The organism is Deinococcus peraridilitoris DSM 19664 (assembly GCF_000317835.1).
GTDB lineage: Bacteria > Deinococcota > Deinococci > Deinococcales > Deinococcaceae > Deinococcus_A > Deinococcus_A peraridilitoris.
This window is the reverse complement of the sequence record NC_019793.1, coordinates 3,450,001-3,466,804: the sequence shown is the minus strand read 5'-3', so window position 1 is coordinate 3,466,804 and position 16,804 is coordinate 3,450,001. Positions and strand designations below refer to the sequence as shown.

Genomic DNA, 16,804 nt, shown 5'->3' with positions numbered 1-16,804 from the left:
CGACATGTTGGTGGCGAGCGGCCGAAAGGCGCGCCGCCTGGTCGGTGCTCAGTGTACCGCCCCAGGCGGAGGCGCGCCCCGGGCGCCCTACTCAAGACGCCCTGGCACGTTTCGGTGTTCATTCCAGACGAATCCGGCGAAACAGGCCCTGCACAACGGCGTACAGGCCAAAGGCAATCAGACCCAACGCGACCGTTCCCAGCAGCCACGGGCCGAACGGTTGCTGCTCCACAGTACGGAGCGCTTCGGCAATGCCACCTGCTCTCTGGGCATTATGTGTCCACGCGGCCTGCAGAAAAAAACCGCCAACAATAGCGAGTACCACCGCTCGTGCGGCGATTCCCGCCTGCCCAAGCCGCGTGGCCAGACGCTGACGGTCCGCCGGCAGGCGGCTCAGGTCGAGGCGTTTCAGAAAGGCCTTTTTGTAGGCCACGAACAGCTGGCTGGCCGCAATGCCCAAGGCGACGAGACCGACGGCGCCCACCAGAAATGGTCCAAAAGGTTGATCGAGCAGCAGGGCTGTCCAGTCGTCCTCATTTCGGCCACTGCCACCGATGGGACGAGCGCGGGTGGCCAGACTGCCCGCGTAGAGGGCCAGCGCGGTGTGGGCTCCGCCGCTGAGCAGGTAACCCAGGCGTTTGGCCAGTCCTTTGGCCCCCGTGCCCTGTCCTTCCGGGTCAAGCGCGGCGCGGGCAAACTGCCACAAAGAGTACCCGATCAGGCCAAGTGCCACCACAACCAGCAGCGCCTGTCCGAACGGCTGCTCGCCGATGCTGGCGATGGCGCCTCGCGTGTCCGTGGTCTTGCCTCCCTGCCCGAACGCTGCGCGTGCCGCCAGTGCTCCCAATGTCACGTATACCGCTCCTTTGGAAGCGTACCCGAGCCGGGCGAGCCGCACGACCCAGGGCGCGGCCTGATGCGCGGCATGCTGCACTTCGCGTTTCACCTGCTGCGATGTGTTCATGTAGTGAGCCTAGTCACTATTACTACGACCCTGGTTATGGAGCGGCTCAAGCTGCGTTCATACCAGCCCACCCAGAGCTCGAAAGCCTCGTGAGTGGCTTGGTCCACTCCAGGTGTGCCGCTCGTGCCGGCGCCACGCCGAACTCTCCAGGCTCAGGGATGCCTGCCCGTGAAGTGACGGACTGACGGACGGACGGGAGCCACCAGCTCTCCCTGATATACTCGCGTTTGCATTGCGCGCCGCATCAAGGCGAGCGCGTCAAGGAGGAGCGCATGGAACAACTGCTGGAAAAGCTGGCCGCCCTCCGGGAGTATCTTTGACATTCCCGGGAAAACCCGGCGCCTGAACGAACTGGATCATGAACTGCAGGACCCGGCCCTCTGGAATGACCAGTCACGGGCCCGTGCCGTAAACCAGGAAGCGACTTCACTGCGGCGACTGGTGGAAGCCTACGGTACCCTTTCCTCGGATGCCGAGGGACTGGGTGAAATGCTCGAGATGTCCACACCCGACGAGCGCGAGATGCTGCAAGAGGAGCTGCACGGCCTGCAGGGTCGGGTAGACGAGCTGTACCGCGAGACGCTCTTCACCATGAAGCACGCTGACGCCCCGGCCATTGTGCTGGTCAAGCCCGGCGCCGGGGGCACCGAAGCGCAAGACTGGGCGGGCATGCTCTCTCGTATGTACATGCGTTGGGCCGAGCGCAACGGGTATAAAGTCGAACTGCTCGACGAACAGGCCGGCGATCAGGCGGGCATCACCACCTCACAGTTCATCGTGCGCGGTGAGCGCGCCTTCGGCATGCTGGCACCCGAACACGGCGTACATCGCCTGGTGCGGGTGTCGCCTTTTGACAGCAACAACCGCCGTCACACCTCATTTGCGTCCGTAGACGTGGTGCCCGAGGTTCCCGAACAGGAAATCGACATTCACGTTCCCGACAGTGACGTGCGCGTTGACGTGTACCGTTCGCAGGGCGCCGGTGGCCAGGGGGTCAACACGACTGACTCTGCCGTACGGGTAACGCACCTCCCAACCGGTCTGCAGGTAGCGATTCAGGTCACGCGCTCGCAGATCAAGAACCGCGAGATGGCCTTTCGGATTCTCAAACAGCGTCTGCACGACATCGAAGTACGCAAGCGCGAGGAGGAAGACGCCAAGGCGCGCGGCGAGCAGAAAAAGATCGAGTGGGGCAGTCAGATCCGCTCGTACGTACTCGACAAGCAGTACGTGAAAGATCACCGGACCGGTGTGATGCGCCACGACAGCGGCAACATTCTGGACGGCGACCTGGAGGAATTCATGTGGGCCGGGCTCGAATGGCTCGCCGGCAAGCGCGTGGCGGAGGGCGGAGCCGACGACGAGTAATCGGGAATCGGGCAACCGTTCCTGCTTCTGGGGCCGCAGCCCCACTCAGGAAAGCACTATCGGGAAGAACAAAGGGAGGGGCACGAAACACTCGTGCCCCTCCCTTTTATTTCGTTCAGGTACAATTTTCGGCGCTACTCCAGCGTCACGGTCTGCCGTGCGGGCGGACCGTCCTGATGTGCGGTCCGGAGGGCCTCGAGGGCCCGGCCGCGGTGCGAGACCGCGCGTTTTTCCTCAATGCTCCGTTCGGCCATCGTTCGGCCGAGACCGTCCACCTCGAAAATGGGATCATACCCGAAACCCTGATCGCCGCGCGGTCCTTCCAGAATGGTGCCGGTCACTTCACCGCGGTACGTTTCCAAGTGCCCATCCGGGTAAGCCAGCACCACAGCCGAGACAAACTTCGCGCTGCGGTCCGGGGTGCGGGCGTCACGCAGACGCTCGAGCAGGTACAAGTTGCGCTCGACGTCGGTCGCGCGCGAGCCGTAACGCGCGCTGTAAATGCCGGGTTCGCCCTGCAGGGCCGTGACCTCAAGGCCCGAATCGTCCGCGAGGGCAGGCAGGCCGGTCGAAAGCGAGACAAAGCAAGCTTTCAGTGCGGCATTCTCCTCGTAGGTGGCCGCGTCTTCAGGCGGAAACTCCAGGCCCGCGACGGGCGTCACGGCCCAGCCGAGCGGGGCAAGCGCCTCGGTAATCTCTATAACTTTTCCCGGATTCGAGGTTGCCAGGACCACTTGCTGTAGGGGTATGCTCACGCCGGGATTCTAGCGCAGCACCCTGGCATCGGCGTGAAAGGTCGCTCGGGCGCCCATTTCACAGCTGACGGCGCAGTTCGCTCAGCAGCGACTGAACTCCTGCAAGACCAAGCACAACCATCTCGGAGAATACCTGGGGATCAAGCGGCACGCCCTCAGCCCCACCCTGCACCTCCAACAGCTGCCCGCTGCCGGTCGCCACCACGTTCAGGTCCGCGTGGGCGCCCTGATCCTCCTGGTAATCAAGGTCAAGGAGCAGTCCGGCGTCCACCAGGCCCACCGAGACCGCACCGACTTCATGTCGCAGCGGCCATTCGCTGAGCTTGCCACTCGCGATGAGGCGGTCGGACAAGTCGAAGAGGGCCGCGTAGGCGCCCAGAATGCTGGCGACCCGCGTGCCCCCATCGGCCTGCAGCACGTCTGCGTCGACAATCAGGGTCTTGTCGCGAAACAGGTCGAGGTCCACGCAGGTCCTCAGCGCGCGGCCCATGAGACGCTGAATTTCCTGCCGCCGTCCACCGGACTGGTTGCGTTCCCTCGAAACCCGCTCGTGGGTGGCGCGCGGCAGCATGTCGTACTCGGCCATCAGCCAGCCGGTTTTTTTGCCCCGCACGTGAAACGGCACCTTGTGCTCCACGCTCACCGTCACCAGCACGTGGGTGTGCCCCAATCGAATCAGGGCCGAACCCTCCGCATGACGACTCGCGCCCCGCTCGACGATCAAGGGGCGCGCCTCACCGGGCAACCGGTTCTGGCGATTCACGCGGCACCTGGCAGGGCGCTCGCGGGTTCGACACTCAACGCTTCCCCGAACAGGCGTGACGCCACCGGCCCGACGAGTGCAGGGTCGCCGCTGGTAAACGCCCGAACTTCTCCGCACTCGTGATTTTCGCGCAGCGCGTGTTGTTCGGCCAGCACCCGACGGGTCTGGCGCGCGACCGCCTCGGCCGAATCAAGAAGCGAAAAATGTGAAGCGAACTCGGCCATGATGGCTTCCCGCAAAAAAGGATAGTGAGTGCAGCCCAGCACCAGCTGGTCGGCACCTTCACGCGCAATCGGTGCCAGGACACGGCACAGCTCGGCGCGCGTCTCCGGGGCGTTCCATTGCCCGGCTTCCACCAGCGGCACCAGCTTTTCACTGACCGCCGTCATTACCCTGACCCCGGCCGGCCGGGCCACACGCTCGATGACGTCGGCCAGCAGCGTACCGCGCAGGGTCCCGGGGGTAGCGAGCACACCCACCACGCCACTGCGCGTACGCTGCACGGCAGGCTTCAGGGCCGGAACCAGACCCACGATGGGATAAGCGTTCCCCGCCCAGGCGCGTAGGGCGTCCAGCGAAAAGGCGCTCGCGGTGTTGCAGGCGATGATGGCCGCTTTGGTCGGGTGCACGGCAAGCGTGCGTACCGCCCGGAAAGTCAGGGTGCGGATCTGCTCGTCGTCAAGCCCACCGTACGGGCAGTGGGCCGAATCGGCATAGTACACGAAGTGTTCCCCGGGAAGCTCACGCCGCAATGCCCGCAACACCGAGAGGCCGCCCACGCCCGAGTCGAACACCCCGATGGGCCGACGTGAGACTTCGGGAAGTGCAGAATCTGTCGTCACGGGCAGATTCTAGCCTGAACGGTTCCCTTACACAGACGTCGAGTCACGCAGCAACACGGGCGCCGCGAAGTCAGCCTCGGCCCATTCACCCTGCAGGGCCATGGCGTCGGGTGGACAGCTGCGCACGCAGGCATCACAGCCGGTGCACGCCGCAAGATCGAGGTGCAGGGTGATGGTGCCGTCCGGCGCGAACTCACGCGCAATGGCTTCCGTCGGACAGACGTTGGCGCACACCGGGCACAGGATGCACTTGTCGTCAACAACCGGAGCCGGCCAGTACACTGCCGCCTGCGGCGGCGGCGTCGGTTTGAGGGCCCGCCTGCGCCACTGCCACTCGGCGGGAACGCGTTCTTGCGGCACGCTCCAGTCGACGAAAGGCAAGGGTTGATCGGGCACCAATTCCGACACCACACTGCGCGCCGAGCGAAACAGGGATCCGAACACCCCCCGGCGCGACACCGCCTCCCCGCCCGCTCCCTCACCGTTTCCGCGCCGGACCGTGACCTGGGCCGGTCGGCCCGTGGCCAAGCGCAGCTGCTGCGCCTGCTCGACGACCTTTTGCAGTTCCTGTGGCACCTGCGGTCCACCCAGCTTGCAGTCGGCACAGTCGCCATGAACAAGCTCGAGGGGCGTGTCCCAGGCGCCGGCAGCGACGATGAGGCTGGACGTGACCCGCGCCAGGCAAGGCAGCGTCTTGCCCGATTCGCCGGCCTGCGAGCACACCAGCTTGGCACCATCGTCAACTGAGCCGTCAACTGAGCGCCGCTCCGGGACCGTCTGCTCACGCACCGCGCCCAGGGCCGCCGTGACGTCGAACTCCAGCGCACCGCTCGGGCAGACCTGGGTGCACAAGCCGCACCCGGTGCAGCGGGTGTCGTTGATTTCGACGCGTGCGTCGATGGTGATAGCCTCGTGCGGGCAGATTTGCTGGCATAAGTCGCACCCTCCCACCGCGAGGCGCTCGACCAGACAGCGGGGTCCGGTGTAACGCGGGACGGGATTGCCGTACTCGCCGATCACTTTCAGAAAACTTTCTAGCATGGTCGTGCCGAAAGTCTAGTGCGCCTCGTGCGAGGTAAAGGTGTGCTCTGGCGTGAGTTGGTAGAGTTCCAGAAACCGCGCAACCCGCGCTTCCAGCGACGGCAAGGGCGCCACTTCACCGCATACCCAGTCGGGCCGGTAATTGCGGCAGACATCGGGGCGCTCGAGATACACCTGACAACGGCAGTGGGCGTCGAGGTTGCGGCAGGCCACTCCCAGCGGCTTGTGCAGCGCCGTGATGTCAGGTGCCGCGCAACAGGCCCCGCAAGACGAGCACTCGCGCCGCCAGGGCGAGCGCGGCGCCACATCCGGAGGTGACCGGAACAGATCAGGCAGAACTTGAGACATCCGGCAGTGGCCTTAGGAACCGAAGCTGCTGGCGCAGAAGGCCCCGGAGCGGGTCTTGTCGATGCGGCCTTCCGGGAAGAAGGTGAGTCCGGTCAGCTGTTCGATGCGCGTCACGGGCACCTCATACCGTCCAAAGTCGGAAGTGCGCTGCAGGGCACGGTTGGGCATCAGAAAGGTCCGGGCCTGACCCGACTTTGGCTCGACCACGACCTTGTACAAGCCCGTCGGCACCGCTACCCGGTTGCGTCCGACGGTCCGCTTGACGCCGCCCTCGAATACGGGCCCGGTATAAATGAAAATTTCTCCGACGCTTTTGGCACAGGCGCGCGTGGCCGACTCCAGGCCGGACCAGATGCCGCTGTTCATCGGACCGTTCTGCGGCACCATGTTCGACAGCAAAAAGGATTCGTCCATCTCGGTCGGGTCATCCGAAAAGTCAGCCGCCGGGGCCAAGTGTCCGCGGTCAAAGCCGCTGCCCCGGTAATCGGACAACTCGGCCCGCTCACCGGCGGGCAGATCGGGGTCAGGCTCGAAATCGTCCTGCCGGGGCACGCTGCCGTCGGCGTCGGTGTTCGTCAGCCGCTCTGCCGCGTACAGCGAAACCCGCAGGTCCGGGTCGTGCAGCACGGCGTAGCCTTTGCGGCACAGCAGGGTGGCGTTTTCCCCTTCTCCCTGTACCAGCGGGCGCCCGAAGGCAAACTTCTCACCACACTCGCCCGCCGAGCCGAAATCGGACGGGGAGTCAGGGGCCAGCAACCGACCCAGCAGTCCGAGGACCAACAGGACGGCCAGGATCAGCCAGGAATTTCGGCGTCGACGCATGCAGCCACTCTAGAGCACCAACCGGCGAGCTGGCTTATCCTGCAGTTTTCAGTCCGCGACATCCTGCCGTTTGCGGCGCCGGCGAAAGGTCAGCAGATCGAGGTACATGCGCGTGCGGTATTTGACGCCTTTCCAGAAACCGCGTTTTTCTTCTTTCATGACTTGTGACAGACGGGGCAGCTCGACATACCCCCACTTCACCCGGTCGTTTTTCAGGGCGTAGGTGATGGCGGGCTCGGGCCAGCGTTCCTGCGCGAGGCGCGGTACCGAGAGCAGCCACGCCCGGCGGGCGGCACGCTGCCCGGACAGGTGTGGAGTCATGCGGTTGCCGAAGTCGGTCATGAATCTGCCGTCGCTGAACACCCCGATGGCCATGTCGAGTTCACCTCCCAGCACCGGCTTGACGAGGGCGTCGAGGTGCGTGATCGTCAGGCCAACGAGATCGGCGTCAAGCAGGACGATCCATGGGGCCTGGGCGGCCTGCAGACCGGCGTAGAGGGCGGGCCCCTTGCCGGTGTTCTCTCGCTGGTCGATCACCTGGGCTCCCGCCGCTCGCGCCTCCTCCGCCGTTCGGTCGCCTGAGCCGTCGGACACCACGATGACCTCTGGTGTCAGTTGCAGCGCCACCCGCACGACGTCGCCCACCGTCTCCTGCTCGTTGTAGGCAGGAATGACGACTGCGACACGCGGCACCTCAGTCATGGTTTCAGGGCTCATTTTATACTCACAAGGCGAGAAGGCGTGTTCAGAAGAATCGGGCCACGTCGCTGAATACCACGAATAGCATGAGCAGCATCACCAGGGCAAACCCGGTCAGGTTGATGAAGTTTTCCTGTTGAAAGGTTAGCGGCCGACGCAGCAGTGCCTGCACCAGCACCAGGAAGATACGCCCACCGTCGAGACCGGGAATGGGGAGCAGGTTGAAGAGCGCCAGGCTCAGGTTGATCAGCGCCATGATGCCTACCACCGTCCAGACTCCTGCCTGAGCAGCCTGCCCGACAATGCCCACCGTTCCGATGGGACCGACCACTTCGCCGTTGCCCTGCAAGTCCAGCGTCAGCATCCGTTGAAACAGGCCCGCGAACGCTCCGACCGCCTGCGGAATCACTGCTACGCTCGTCCGGGCGGCCGCAGCGATCGCAGCCGGCACGGCCACCTGCTCGACTTTGCGGTCCTCGCCGTACCCGATCCCCAACAACCGGCGTTCGCCATTCTCACGTGCCTGCCAGTTGAAGCTGACTTCGCGCCGCCGGCCGTCGCGCTCGACCGTAAAGGTCTTGGGGCCGTCCAGCGCCAACGCGTCCTGCACCTGACGGAATCCGGGGCGCGGCTGCCCGTCGACCGTGTAGCTCTCCGGAATGTCGCGCCCGTTGATGGCGACAATGACATCCCCCTCGCGCAGTCCCAGCCGCTGCGCTTCGGAATTTGGCGCGACGGACGCCACGCGGGCACGGTCGTTGAGCGGCGTCACGACTCCCTGGGCCGCATAGTTTCCCGCCAGCAGGGCAATGGCCAGAATCCAGTTGAACAGCGGACCGGCCAGCAGAATGGCGATCTTTCCTGGCGCGCCCAGCCCGGCGTAACCGGTAGTGGGCGCACGTAGTTCTCCGCGCTCACTGACGGTCGGGGCCATGCCGTCGATTTCGACGTATCCCCCGATCGGCAGGGCGCTCAGGCGCCACTCGGTGCCACCTGAGCGCCAGCGTACCAGAATGGGACCCATTCCAATGGAGAATGATTTGACTCCGACGCCCTGCGCACGGGCGGCCCAATAGTGGCCCAGCTCATGCCAGAACGTGGCTACAACGATAATCAGCAGCCACAGCGCAATGCTGATGCCGGTCCCGCTCATGCTTTTCCTCCTACGACGGACCGCCCTGCGTGCCCGGTGAGTTCCCGAGCTCGCACGCGTGCCCAGTGGTCGGTATGTTCGAGGCCTTCCCAGCTCAGGGTGTCGACTGGAGTCTCGGCCAGAATTTGTTCGATCACCCGGGGAATGCCAGTGAAAGGGAGGCTTCCAGCCAGAAAAGCCTCGACGGCCACCTCATCGGCGGCATTGAGCGCGACGGGAGCCAGCCCGCCGCACTCACCGGCCTGGTACGCCAGCCTCAGACACGGAAAACGCCCGAAGTCGGGCTCAAAGAATTCCAGGGTTCCCGTCAAGGGAAAGTACGCGCCCGGGCGTTCCAGGCGCGGGCCACCGCGCACGTCGCCGGGACGCGTCATGCCAGTCGCGGCCGCACTGAGCGCGTACGCGATGGGCAGGCGCATGTCCGGCGCGCTGAGGTGGGCCTTGACGTTTCCATCCTGAAAGCGTACCAGTCCGTGCACCACGCTCTGCGGATGGACCAGCACCCGGACCCGTTCCAGGCCCAGACCGTACAGGGCCGCAGTTTCAAGCACCTCCAGCCCCTTATTCATCAACGTCGCCGAATCAATGGTAATTTTGGGTCCCATGCTCCAGGTCGGGTGCGCCAGCGCCTGAACAGGGGTCACCTCAGCCAGATTCTCGGGCGTCAGGCGAAAAGGGCCCCCGGAAGCCGTGACGATCACCTCGCCGACCTCGCTGAGTTGTTCGCCCAGCAGCAGCTGGTAAATGGCCGTGTGCTCGCTGTCGACGGGCACCAGATGAGCACTTCCCCGCGCAGCCGCTTCCCAGATCAGCGGGCCCGCCGCGACCATGGCTTCCTTGGTGGCCAGCGCCACGTCTCGCCCCGCCTCCAGGGCCGCGCGGGTCGGGGGCAGACCGGCCAGCCCGGGAATGGCCGCCACCACGACGTCGACGTCGGCAGTGGCCACTTCCTGCACGTCGGCGACGACACGGACACCCGGCAGCCTTTCGCGCGCTTCGGTGAGAATGTTCGCAGCCACGCTGACCAGCTCCGGGCGAAATTCGCGCACTTGTGCTTCGAGCATATCCAGTTTGTTGCCGGCAGCCAGGGCTCGCACCGTCAGGCCGCGTTCGCGCGCGACATCCAGCGATTGGGTACCGATCGAGCCCGTCGAGCCGAGAATGGCAATTCGTATCAAATCAACCTCGGGGTTGCCACATGAACCCGCCCGCTCCCACTCCGGACCGGAACGGACAGGGCCGCGTTCGACGTGCGCAATCGAGTCCACTGTCGTGGATGGAAGCCGGAAGCGCAAGGGTAAATCTTACCAAGGTGCGCGTATACCGACTCGTGCGCAACGCCATGTCCCGCCTGGCAGCGGCGTTCACCTGTGGTACTTCAGAACAGACCCACGACCGTCAGGAACAGGTAGGTGATCGGTACCGCGAACAGCAGGGAATCGAGCCGGTCGAGAATACCGCCGTGCCCGGGAAGGGTCGCGCCGGAATCCTTGGCTCCAAGCGAGCGCTTGATCAGGCTCTCAGCCAGGTCGCCCAACTGCGAGGCGCTCGACACCAGCAGCGAAAACAGCAGGGAATCGTAAATACTCCAGCTGAAGGCCCAGAGCCCCACGACGCGGCTGACCGCAAACACGATCACAAAACTCAGCAGCAGGCCCCCAAAGGCCCCTTCGATGGTCTTGGCAGGCGAAACTTCTGGCGCCAGCTTGCGCCGCCCGAAGAAGTAGCCGAAGAAAAATCCCCCGACGTCCGAGGCAAACGTGGCAATCAGCGGCAAAATCAGGTAGACGAGCCCGCTGTCAGCACCCTGGAGGTAACGCAGCATCAGAAAGTAACCCAGCAGCCAGGGAATGTACAGCAAGCCGAAAACGCTGTACACGATACGCTCCAGCGGACGCTCCCCAGGCGAGATCACCTCGACGACCAAAAAGTAACCCACGGCAACGCCCAGAGCCACCTCCCTCCACGAAACACCGGACAGCGGAAAGGCAGTCCAGCCCGGGTAAGACGCGATGATCAGCAGGACTCCGAGCAGGTACAGGCTTTTGCGCCGCACGTCGAGATCCCGACGGCTGAGCATATGCACGTATTCGCGCAGCGCCAGCGTGGACACCACCAGCAGGGCCGGCAGCAACAGAGGCCAGCCGGCCCAGATGGCAAGCACCACCGCCGTGAATCCGATGATGGATGTCAGGACCCGGGTACCTAGGGTATCCACGACGCTCCACGAAACCGCCAGCCATGCCATTGGGCGCCGCGCACGAGGCGTGAACGGGGAAATGTGGGCATCAAGGAAGGCACATCAACCGAGAATTTCCTGCTCCTTGCGCTCCAGAACCTCTTCGACCCTGTTCACGAACTCATCCGTGAGCTTCTGCACTTCGCCCTCGGCGCGCTTGATTTCGTCCTCGCCCACGCCTTCTTGCTTCTTGATGTCCTCCAGTGCACTCTTGCGGACATTTCGCACGGCGATCTTGCCGTCTTCGGCATAAGTTCGCGCGGTCTTGACCAGATCCTTGCGCCGCTCCTCGGTCAGGACCGGCAGGGTGATGAAGATGGCGTCGCCCTTGTTGTTGGGATTGAGCCCCAGATCGCTGTCCCGGATGGCACGCTCGATATGGCCCAGGGCGCCCCGGTCCCAGGGTGTCACCAGCAGCGTCCGGGCGTCCGGTGTGGTCACCGACGCCACCTGATCAAGCGGCATGGTCGAGCCGTAATACTCCACCTGAATCTTTTTGAGAATGCCTGGATTGGCCCGGCCCGTGCGCAGCACGGACAGATTGCTCTCGAGGGCTTCAATTGCTTTTTGCATGCGTGCACGAGCATCGCCGAATATCGATTTCATGGTCATGATCAACCTCCTGCCGGCATTTTACAGAAAAGTACCCGGCAACCCCGCCTGAAGCAGCCTCGCCACGAACACGGTGCGGCCCACTCAGGAAATCAGCGTGCCGACCCGCTCCCCGCTCAGCAGGCGCTGCAGATTGTCCGGAGCGAAGATGTCGAACACCACGATCGGCAACCCCTTCTCGACGCACAGCGTCAGCGCGGTGGCGTCCATGACCTGCAGACCGCGCTGCACCACGTCCATGTGGCTGATCGCGTCGATCTTGCGGGCATCGGGATTCTTGCGCGGGTCGTCGTCGTACACGCCGTCGACCTTGTTTTTGGCCATCAGCACGACCTCCGCGTTGATCTCCAGCGCCCGCAGCGTGGCCGCACTGTCGGTGGTGAAGAACGGATTACCGGTTCCTCCGCCGAAAATCACGATGCGACCCTTTTCGAGATGACGCATGGCGCGGCGCCGGATGTACGGTTCAGCCACTTCGCTCATCGGAATGGCGCTTTGCACGCGGGTAGGGCAGCCGACACGCTCCAGCGCGTCTTGGAGGGCCATAGCGTTCATGACGGTGGCGATCATTCCCATGTAGTCGGCCGTAGCAGCGTCCATGCCGGCGCCGTTACGGGTCCCCCGCCACAGGTTTCCAGCGCCCACCACAATGGCCATCTCGACGCCCCCGGCTTCCTTGGCCACCTTGATCTCGCGCGCAAGTTGTTCGGTCGCTTCCGGCGAGATTCCGAATCCGCCTTCACCGGCCAGAAACTCGCCGGATAATTTCAATAGCACCCGTTGGTACACGGTTCCTCCTCTTGTTGGGGTGCGCGGTCCCTGAGCAGCAAGTAGATAGTCCCACTCGCACCCGAGCCGCGACATCCCGTTGGTTTTCTGGCTGCTTCTCCTCGGTGCTTGAAAGCCGTTCGGGCACTGGGGCCGCGGGTGGCCCAACGCGAGACCGGGCATGCTCTGCTGACGCTTCCGAAGCGGACGACGAGCACCGTCGGAAACGGTCCCGCTCAGCAGGGGCGCAGAAAAAAAGCGGCTTTGCGCCGCTTTTCTCTGTGCTGGCTCAAGCGCCGACTTCGAAACGCACAAACCGCTTCAGGTTGGCCTGGGCGCCTCCCTGTGCAGTGAGCAGCGCGCTTATGGTCTGCGTGTTGTCCTTGACGAACTTCTGCTCCAGCAGCACGTTCTCTTCGTAGAATTTGCTGATCTGGCCGCCGACGATCTTGTCGACGATGTTTTGCGGCTTGCCTTCGTTGAGCGCCTTGTTGGTCAGGATTTCACGCTCTTTTTCGATGTCGTCGGCGTTGACTTCCTCGCGCTTCAGGTAACGTGGACGCTCGGCCGCAATGTGCAGGGCGATGTCCTTGGCAAGTTCTTCGCTTCCGCCCATCAAATCGACCAGCACGCCGATCTTGCCGTTGTTGTGGACGTAACCGCCGATCACGCCGTCGGTCTCCACGTACACCGCGCGGTTGAGCACCAGGTTCTCACCGATCCGGCCTGCCGCTGCCGCCAGGGCGCTTTCGACGGTTTCGCCTTCCAGCGCGCTCTGCTTGAAGGCTTCGAGGTCAGCCGCACCGCTGGCCAGTAAGGCGTCGGCAAAGTTGGCCACCAGCTGCTGAAAGTCACTGTTGCGGGCCACGAAGTCGGTCTCGCTGTTGACTTCGATCAGGGCGCCCTTTTTCTTGTCCGGCGAAATGCGGAACACGATCAGGCCTTCTTTGGCTTCACGGTCCGCCTTCTTGGCCGCTTTGACAATGCCGCGCTCGCGCAGCAACGCCACGGCCTTGTCTTCGTCGCCGCCCGCGTCACCGAGCGCTTTCTTGACATCCATCATGCCGGCGCCGGTCATTTCCCGCAGCTTCTTGATTGATTCCATCATAGTGCTTACCTCCGCTTGGTTGGCGCGCCACCCCACAGCGGCAGCGCTTCGCTCGTTCGTGAAAAGACCCCGAAAGGACGCAGGCGCGCCCCTCCGGGGTTGCCAGGTACTTTACGCTTCGAGGGTGCTCTGGACGCCAGCTTCGATCTGCTGGTCCATGGTCTGGTTCTGGCTGATTTCGCCCGGTACGCCACCTTGGGTCGTCAGTCGGGCAGCCGAGCCGTCCTCGCCTTCCACGTCAGCCTCGCCCGCCACGCCTTCGCTGCTGATGTCCTCGGCACCACCGCGCGCTTCGACGATGATGTCGCCGATGCGGTGCGTGATGAGTTGAATCGAGCGGATCGCGTCATCGTTACCGGGCACGATGTAGTCGATCACATCCGGGTCAGAGTCGGTGTCGGCCAGTGCGATGATTGGAATGCCCAGCTTCATGGCTTCCTGTACGGCGATGACTTCCTTGGTGGGGTCGACGACGAACAGCGCGTCAGGCAGACGGGACATCTTGCGGATGCCGCCTACGTAGCGCTGCAGTCGCTCGCGCTCGGCACTCAGTACGATGCGCTCGGCTTTGGGGCGCTCGTTGATGCGGCCCGACTCGAACATCTCGTCGAGGTCGTTCAGGCGGTCGATGCGGGTGCGGATGGTGCGGAAGTTGGTCAGCATGCCGCCGAGCCAGCGCTGGGTCACAAAGGGCATGCCACTGCGGCGCGCTTCGAGCTCCACGATTTCCTGCGCCTGCTTTTTGGTGCCGACGAACAGGATTACGCCACCGCGCTCCGAGGTGGCCTTGATGTAATCAAAGCTGCGGTCGATCTGCTTGAGGGTTTTCTGCAGATCGATGATGAAGATGCCGTTGCGCTCCGCGAAGATGAAACGCTTGAACTTGGGGTTCCAGCGCTTGGTCTCGTGGCCGAAGTGCACGCCAGCTTCCAGTAGTTGCTTCATTCCGATGTACGACATGAATCCTCCCGAGCGTTTTCTTTGAGATGTGGTCGTCCGCGCATGGAAGATCGCCGCGACGCTCGGGCACGGCGATGCGGGCGCGGAGGCACCCAAAAAAGGAGTGTAGCATGGCAGGGCGCGCGCCTCAAAACAGGTCGGCAAAGAACACGGCAACCTCGCACATCGGGTTGCCGTGTTCGCAAAATGCTTACTTCACGCGACTCAGACCGTCTTGTGCCACTTTCATGTTCGGATTGAGGCTAAGGGCCTGACCGTACGCCAGACGGGCAGCGCCCTTGTCGCCACTGGCTTCCTGGGCGCGGCCCAGCCAGTAGAAATATTCCGAGTTGGTCGACGCCAGCGCCGCGGCCTTGGTGAAGTCGGCTTTGGCCTCTTTCACGAGGCCGCTGTCCATTTCCAGGCGCCCCAGGTAGTAGTAAAACTCCGGGTAACGCAATGGATCGAGTTTGAGGGCCTGTGTGAGTTTGATCCGCGCGAGCGTATTGTCCTTGGTAAGGTAACCATAGACACCGTACTGCCCGACCGCATAGGCGTTGTTGGGGGCCAGGCGTTCGGCCTGCGCCAGCTCGAGACGCGCGGCATTCGGATTGCCCGAGAGCAGCAGCAGCTTGCCGTAGTACGCCCGCGCCTGCGCGTCGGTCGGATCGGCGATGACTGCTTTTTGCAGTGACTCGAGCGCCATCGCCGAATTGCCGGACGCCTGGTACAGGTCGCCCAGGTTATAGAGAATCACCGAATCGTTGGGGTCGATAGTGCTGGCCCGGCGGGACATTTCGATGGCGCGGGCATAGTCACCCTTGAGTTTGTAGATGATCGAGCGCTCGTTCCACAGTACGGCCGAATCGTTTTGCAGCACCTCTGCCTCGCCCAGCACCTTGAGGGCCTCGTCGAGGTTACCGGCGACGGCCGCCCGGTCCGTCGTACCGACATACTGCGCAACGTACGACTGTGAAAGCGCCAGGTGAGCGCTGAAATTACGTGCGTCCATGCCGACCAGACGCCGCAAGGTTTCGATGGCCGGGGCGTACAGACGCAGGCGCGTTTGCGACCGGCCAAGGCCCAGCAGGGCTTCGGTTGAGCGGGGATCGTTCTCACTCGCAGCGCGGAAAGCGACATAGGCCGAATCGTACTGGCCTTTGGAGTAGTAGAGGTTACCCAGCGCGATGTAGCTTGACGCGCTGATATTATTTCGCGTCTGCGCAGGTGCAGCAGGAGTGGTCTGGGCCTCGGCCAGCATACCCAGTCCGAGCGCAGCAAGGGCGAGGTATCCGGCAGGTCGCAGGCCGAGCAAGGAAACACGTTTCACGAAAAAACCTCCGGCACTGCCCACATCCCGCACAAGTGCCTTCCCTCAAAGGAGGGCGTCGATCGGTGTTGGGTCACCTTCCAAGCATAGCCAGCTCTTAATCTATTAAGGTGAGCGGTATGTGAGAAAGTTTCCCCTGCTGTTGAGCCGCCGGAACTGCGCCGCCCCAGACTGGCACGAAAGAGGTTTCTTTTCCACCGCTATGATGAGACCATGGCGCCCCGTCGTCTCGGCCTGACCGGCTCGATTGGTGCTGGTAAAAGCACTGTCGCTCACCTGCTGCGCGCACGTGGATTCACAGTACTTGACGCAGACGTGGTGGCCCACGAAATCTCGGCTTCCGTGGAGGTGACCCAGGCGGTCGAGGCTGCTTTTGGTTCGCAATACCTCAAGGATGGCGCGCTGGACCGCTCCCGCCTGGCCGAGTTGGTCTTCAATCACCCTGAGCAGCGCAAACAGCTCAACCGGATTATCCATCCTCGCGTCAGGGCGAGGATGACCGAGCTGGAGCGGGAGGCGTCCGGCGAGTGGATCGTACAGGATATTCCCCTGCTTTTCGAGAACGGTCTTGACGCGCAGATGGACGCAACATTGCTTGTCGACGCGCCGCTCGAACTGCGGGTCGCACGTGTACTGGCGCGTGGAGGTCTGTCACGCGACGATATTCTGAAGCGTGACGCCGCCCAACTTTCGGGAAGCGAAAAACGCCGTCGTGCCAGCATGACGCTGGACAACGACGGCGATCTGGCTCAGCTGGAACGCCGACTCGATCAGGTGCTTGACGCACTCAAGGTACGGCCCTGATTGGCGCGCTCCAGCGCCGCTGCAATAAAGCCAGCAAACGGAGGACTGGGCCGCATCGGACGGCTTTTGAATTCAGGGTGGCTCTGAAGCCCCACAAAAAATGGATGATCGGACAGCTCGATGGATTCGACGAGACCGGCGCCACGCCCAGCCATTCCCGGCGTCACTCCACTCACGATCAGGCCCGCCCGTGTCAGTGCCGACACATGCTCCGGGTTGACCTCGTAGCGGTGCCGGTGGCGTTCCATC

The 16,804-nt window shown here is 63.5% G+C and carries 19 protein-coding genes (1 of these 19 cut by a window edge); 2 read left to right on the top strand and 17 right to left on the bottom strand.

The genetic code is table 11. The features are described from left to right. Positions 1-118: 118 nt before the first annotated feature. Positions 119-964 (bottom strand): DUF1206 domain-containing protein, encoded by an 846-nt coding sequence (locus DEIPE_RS16800; RefSeq protein WP_015237172.1) that lies wholly within the window; start codon positions 962-964, stop codon positions 119-121. A 272-nt stretch (positions 965-1,236) separates the two neighbouring features. Here DEIPE_RS16800 and prfB point away from each other — a divergent pair. Continuing rightward, a protein-coding gene (prfB, locus tag DEIPE_RS16795; protein WP_015237171.1) for a peptide chain release factor 2 occupies positions 1,237-2,332 on the top strand; the annotation gives its coding sequence in 2 pieces (ribosomal slippage) (positions 1,237-1,281 and positions 1,283-2,332; 1,095 coding nt in all). Positions 2,333-2,466: 134 nt separating this feature from the next. On the opposite strand, the gene rdgB is transcribed toward prfB, so the two are convergent. The 15 genes from rdgB to DEIPE_RS16725 all read right to left on the bottom strand — a co-directional run bounded on the left by rdgB (position 2,467) and on the right by DEIPE_RS16725 (position 15,751). Continuing rightward, positions 2,467-3,087: an RdgB/HAM1 family non-canonical purine NTP pyrophosphatase gene (gene rdgB / locus DEIPE_RS16790; RefSeq protein ID WP_015237170.1), complete on the bottom strand. Its 621-nt coding sequence runs from the start codon at positions 3,085-3,087 to the stop codon at positions 2,467-2,469. Between the two features lie 58 nt (positions 3,088-3,145). After that, positions 3,146-3,850: a ribonuclease PH gene (gene rph / locus DEIPE_RS16785; RefSeq protein WP_015237169.1), complete on the bottom strand. Its 705-nt coding sequence runs from the start codon at positions 3,848-3,850 to the stop codon at positions 3,146-3,148. After that, positions 3,847-4,692 (bottom strand): glutamate racemase, encoded by an 846-nt coding sequence (gene murI, locus DEIPE_RS16780; RefSeq protein WP_015237168.1) that lies wholly within the window; start codon positions 4,690-4,692, stop codon positions 3,847-3,849. The genes rph and murI overlap by 4 nt, the downstream gene beginning before the upstream one ends. Before the next feature lie 27 nt (positions 4,693-4,719). Further along, a complete protein-coding gene (locus tag DEIPE_RS16775) occupies positions 4,720-5,733 on the bottom strand; it encodes an ATP-binding protein (RefSeq protein ID WP_015237167.1) in 1,014 nt (337 codons plus the stop codon). A 15-nt stretch (positions 5,734-5,748) separates the two neighbouring features. After that, positions 5,749-6,081 carry a YkgJ family cysteine cluster protein gene (locus tag DEIPE_RS23250; protein WP_015237166.1) on the bottom strand — a complete coding sequence of 111 codons (333 nt, stop codon included), beginning with the start codon at positions 6,079-6,081 and terminating at the stop codon, positions 5,749-5,751. A 12-nt stretch (positions 6,082-6,093) separates the two neighbouring features. Further along, entirely contained in the window at positions 6,094-6,903 is an 810-nt protein-coding gene (locus DEIPE_RS16770) for a DNA/RNA non-specific endonuclease (protein ID WP_015237165.1), read from the bottom strand. A gap of 48 nt (positions 6,904-6,951) precedes the next feature. Beyond that, complete coding sequence (locus DEIPE_RS16765; RefSeq protein WP_157448908.1) at positions 6,952-7,605, bottom strand: glycosyltransferase family 2 protein; 654 nt, start codon at positions 7,603-7,605, stop codon at positions 6,952-6,954. Between the two features lie 43 nt (positions 7,606-7,648). Further along, a complete protein-coding gene (locus DEIPE_RS16760) occupies positions 7,649-8,755 on the bottom strand; it encodes a M50 family metallopeptidase (protein WP_015237163.1) in 1,107 nt (368 codons plus the stop codon). Continuing rightward, positions 8,752-9,930 carry a 1-deoxy-D-xylulose-5-phosphate reductoisomerase gene (dxr, locus tag DEIPE_RS16755; RefSeq protein WP_041231675.1) on the bottom strand — a complete coding sequence of 393 codons (1,179 nt, stop codon included), beginning with the start codon at positions 9,928-9,930 and terminating at the stop codon, positions 8,752-8,754. The genes DEIPE_RS16760 and dxr overlap by 4 nt, the downstream gene beginning before the upstream one ends. Before the next feature lie 203 nt (positions 9,931-10,133). Continuing rightward, positions 10,134-10,973, bottom strand: a complete 840-nt coding sequence (locus tag DEIPE_RS16750; protein ID WP_041231674.1) for a CDP-archaeol synthase — start codon at positions 10,971-10,973, stop codon at positions 10,134-10,136. A gap of 84 nt (positions 10,974-11,057) precedes the next feature. Beyond that, a complete protein-coding gene (gene frr / locus DEIPE_RS16745; RefSeq protein WP_015237160.1) occupies positions 11,058-11,606 on the bottom strand; it encodes a ribosome recycling factor in 549 nt (182 codons plus the stop codon). Positions 11,607-11,690: 84 nt separating this feature from the next. Further along, positions 11,691-12,395 carry a UMP kinase gene (gene pyrH, locus DEIPE_RS16740; protein ID WP_015237159.1) on the bottom strand — a complete coding sequence of 235 codons (705 nt, stop codon included), beginning with the start codon at positions 12,393-12,395 and terminating at the stop codon, positions 11,691-11,693. A 268-nt stretch (positions 12,396-12,663) separates the two neighbouring features. Continuing rightward, positions 12,664-13,482 carry a translation elongation factor Ts gene (gene tsf, locus DEIPE_RS16735; protein WP_015237158.1) on the bottom strand — a complete coding sequence of 273 codons (819 nt, stop codon included), beginning with the start codon at positions 13,480-13,482 and terminating at the stop codon, positions 12,664-12,666. Between the two features lie 111 nt (positions 13,483-13,593). Beyond that, positions 13,594-14,442 (bottom strand): 30S ribosomal protein S2, encoded by an 849-nt coding sequence (gene rpsB, locus DEIPE_RS16730; RefSeq protein ID WP_015237157.1) that lies wholly within the window; start codon positions 14,440-14,442, stop codon positions 13,594-13,596. 190 nt (positions 14,443-14,632) lie between these two features. Continuing rightward, the gene (locus DEIPE_RS16725; RefSeq protein ID WP_245557554.1) at positions 14,633-15,751 is read right to left on the bottom strand and encodes a tetratricopeptide repeat protein; all 1,119 of its coding nucleotides are present in this window, start codon (positions 15,749-15,751) and stop codon (positions 14,633-14,635) included. A gap of 213 nt (positions 15,752-15,964) precedes the next feature. On the opposite strand from DEIPE_RS16725, the gene coaE reads away from it, so the two are divergent. Then, on the top strand, positions 15,965-16,555 hold the full coding sequence (coaE, locus tag DEIPE_RS16720; RefSeq protein WP_015237155.1) for a dephospho-CoA kinase: 591 nt from the start codon (positions 15,965-15,967) through the stop codon (positions 16,553-16,555). Here the strand turns inward: coaE and DEIPE_RS16715 are convergent. Next, a protein-coding gene (locus DEIPE_RS16715) for a CTP synthase (protein ID WP_015237154.1) crosses the window boundary here: on the bottom strand, positions 16,522-16,804 show its end. The gene runs 1,382 nt beyond the window's last position; 283 of the gene's 1,665 nt are visible here — the last part of the coding sequence; its start codon lies off the right edge, out of view; it ends in the stop codon at positions 16,522-16,524. The genes coaE and DEIPE_RS16715 overlap by 34 nt on opposite strands.

Bases quoted from the DNA above. Each gene is read 5' to 3' on its own strand.
- frr (WP_015237160.1), bottom strand. From the start codon at position 11,606: ATGACCATGAAATCGATATTCGGCGATGCTCGTGCACGCATGCAAAAA.
- DEIPE_RS16765 (WP_157448908.1), bottom strand. From the start codon at position 7,605: ATGACTGAGGTGCCGCGTGTCGCAGTCGTCATTCCTGCCTACAACGAG.
- DEIPE_RS16775 (WP_015237167.1), bottom strand. From the start codon at position 5,733: ATGCTAGAAAGTTTTCTGAAAGTGATCGGCGAGTACGGCAATCCCGTC.
- DEIPE_RS23250 (WP_015237166.1), bottom strand. From the start codon at position 6,081: ATGTCTCAAGTTCTGCCTGATCTGTTCCGGTCACCTCCGGATGTGGCG.
- DEIPE_RS16800 (WP_015237172.1), bottom strand. From the start codon at position 964: ATGAACACATCGCAGCAGGTGAAACGCGAAGTGCAGCATGCCGCGCAT.
- DEIPE_RS16760 (WP_015237163.1), bottom strand. From the start codon at position 8,755: ATGAGCGGGACCGGCATCAGCATTGCGCTGTGGCTGCTGATTATCGTT.
- rpsB (WP_015237157.1), bottom strand. From the start codon at position 14,442: ATGTCGTACATCGGAATGAAGCAACTACTGGAAGCTGGCGTGCACTTC.
- tsf (WP_015237158.1), bottom strand. From the start codon at position 13,482: ATGATGGAATCAATCAAGAAGCTGCGGGAAATGACCGGCGCCGGCATG.
- DEIPE_RS16770 (WP_015237165.1), bottom strand. From the start codon at position 6,903: ATGCGTCGACGCCGAAATTCCTGGCTGATCCTGGCCGTCCTGTTGGTC.
- coaE (WP_015237155.1), top strand. From the start codon at position 15,965: ATGGCGCCCCGTCGTCTCGGCCTGACCGGCTCGATTGGTGCTGGTAAA.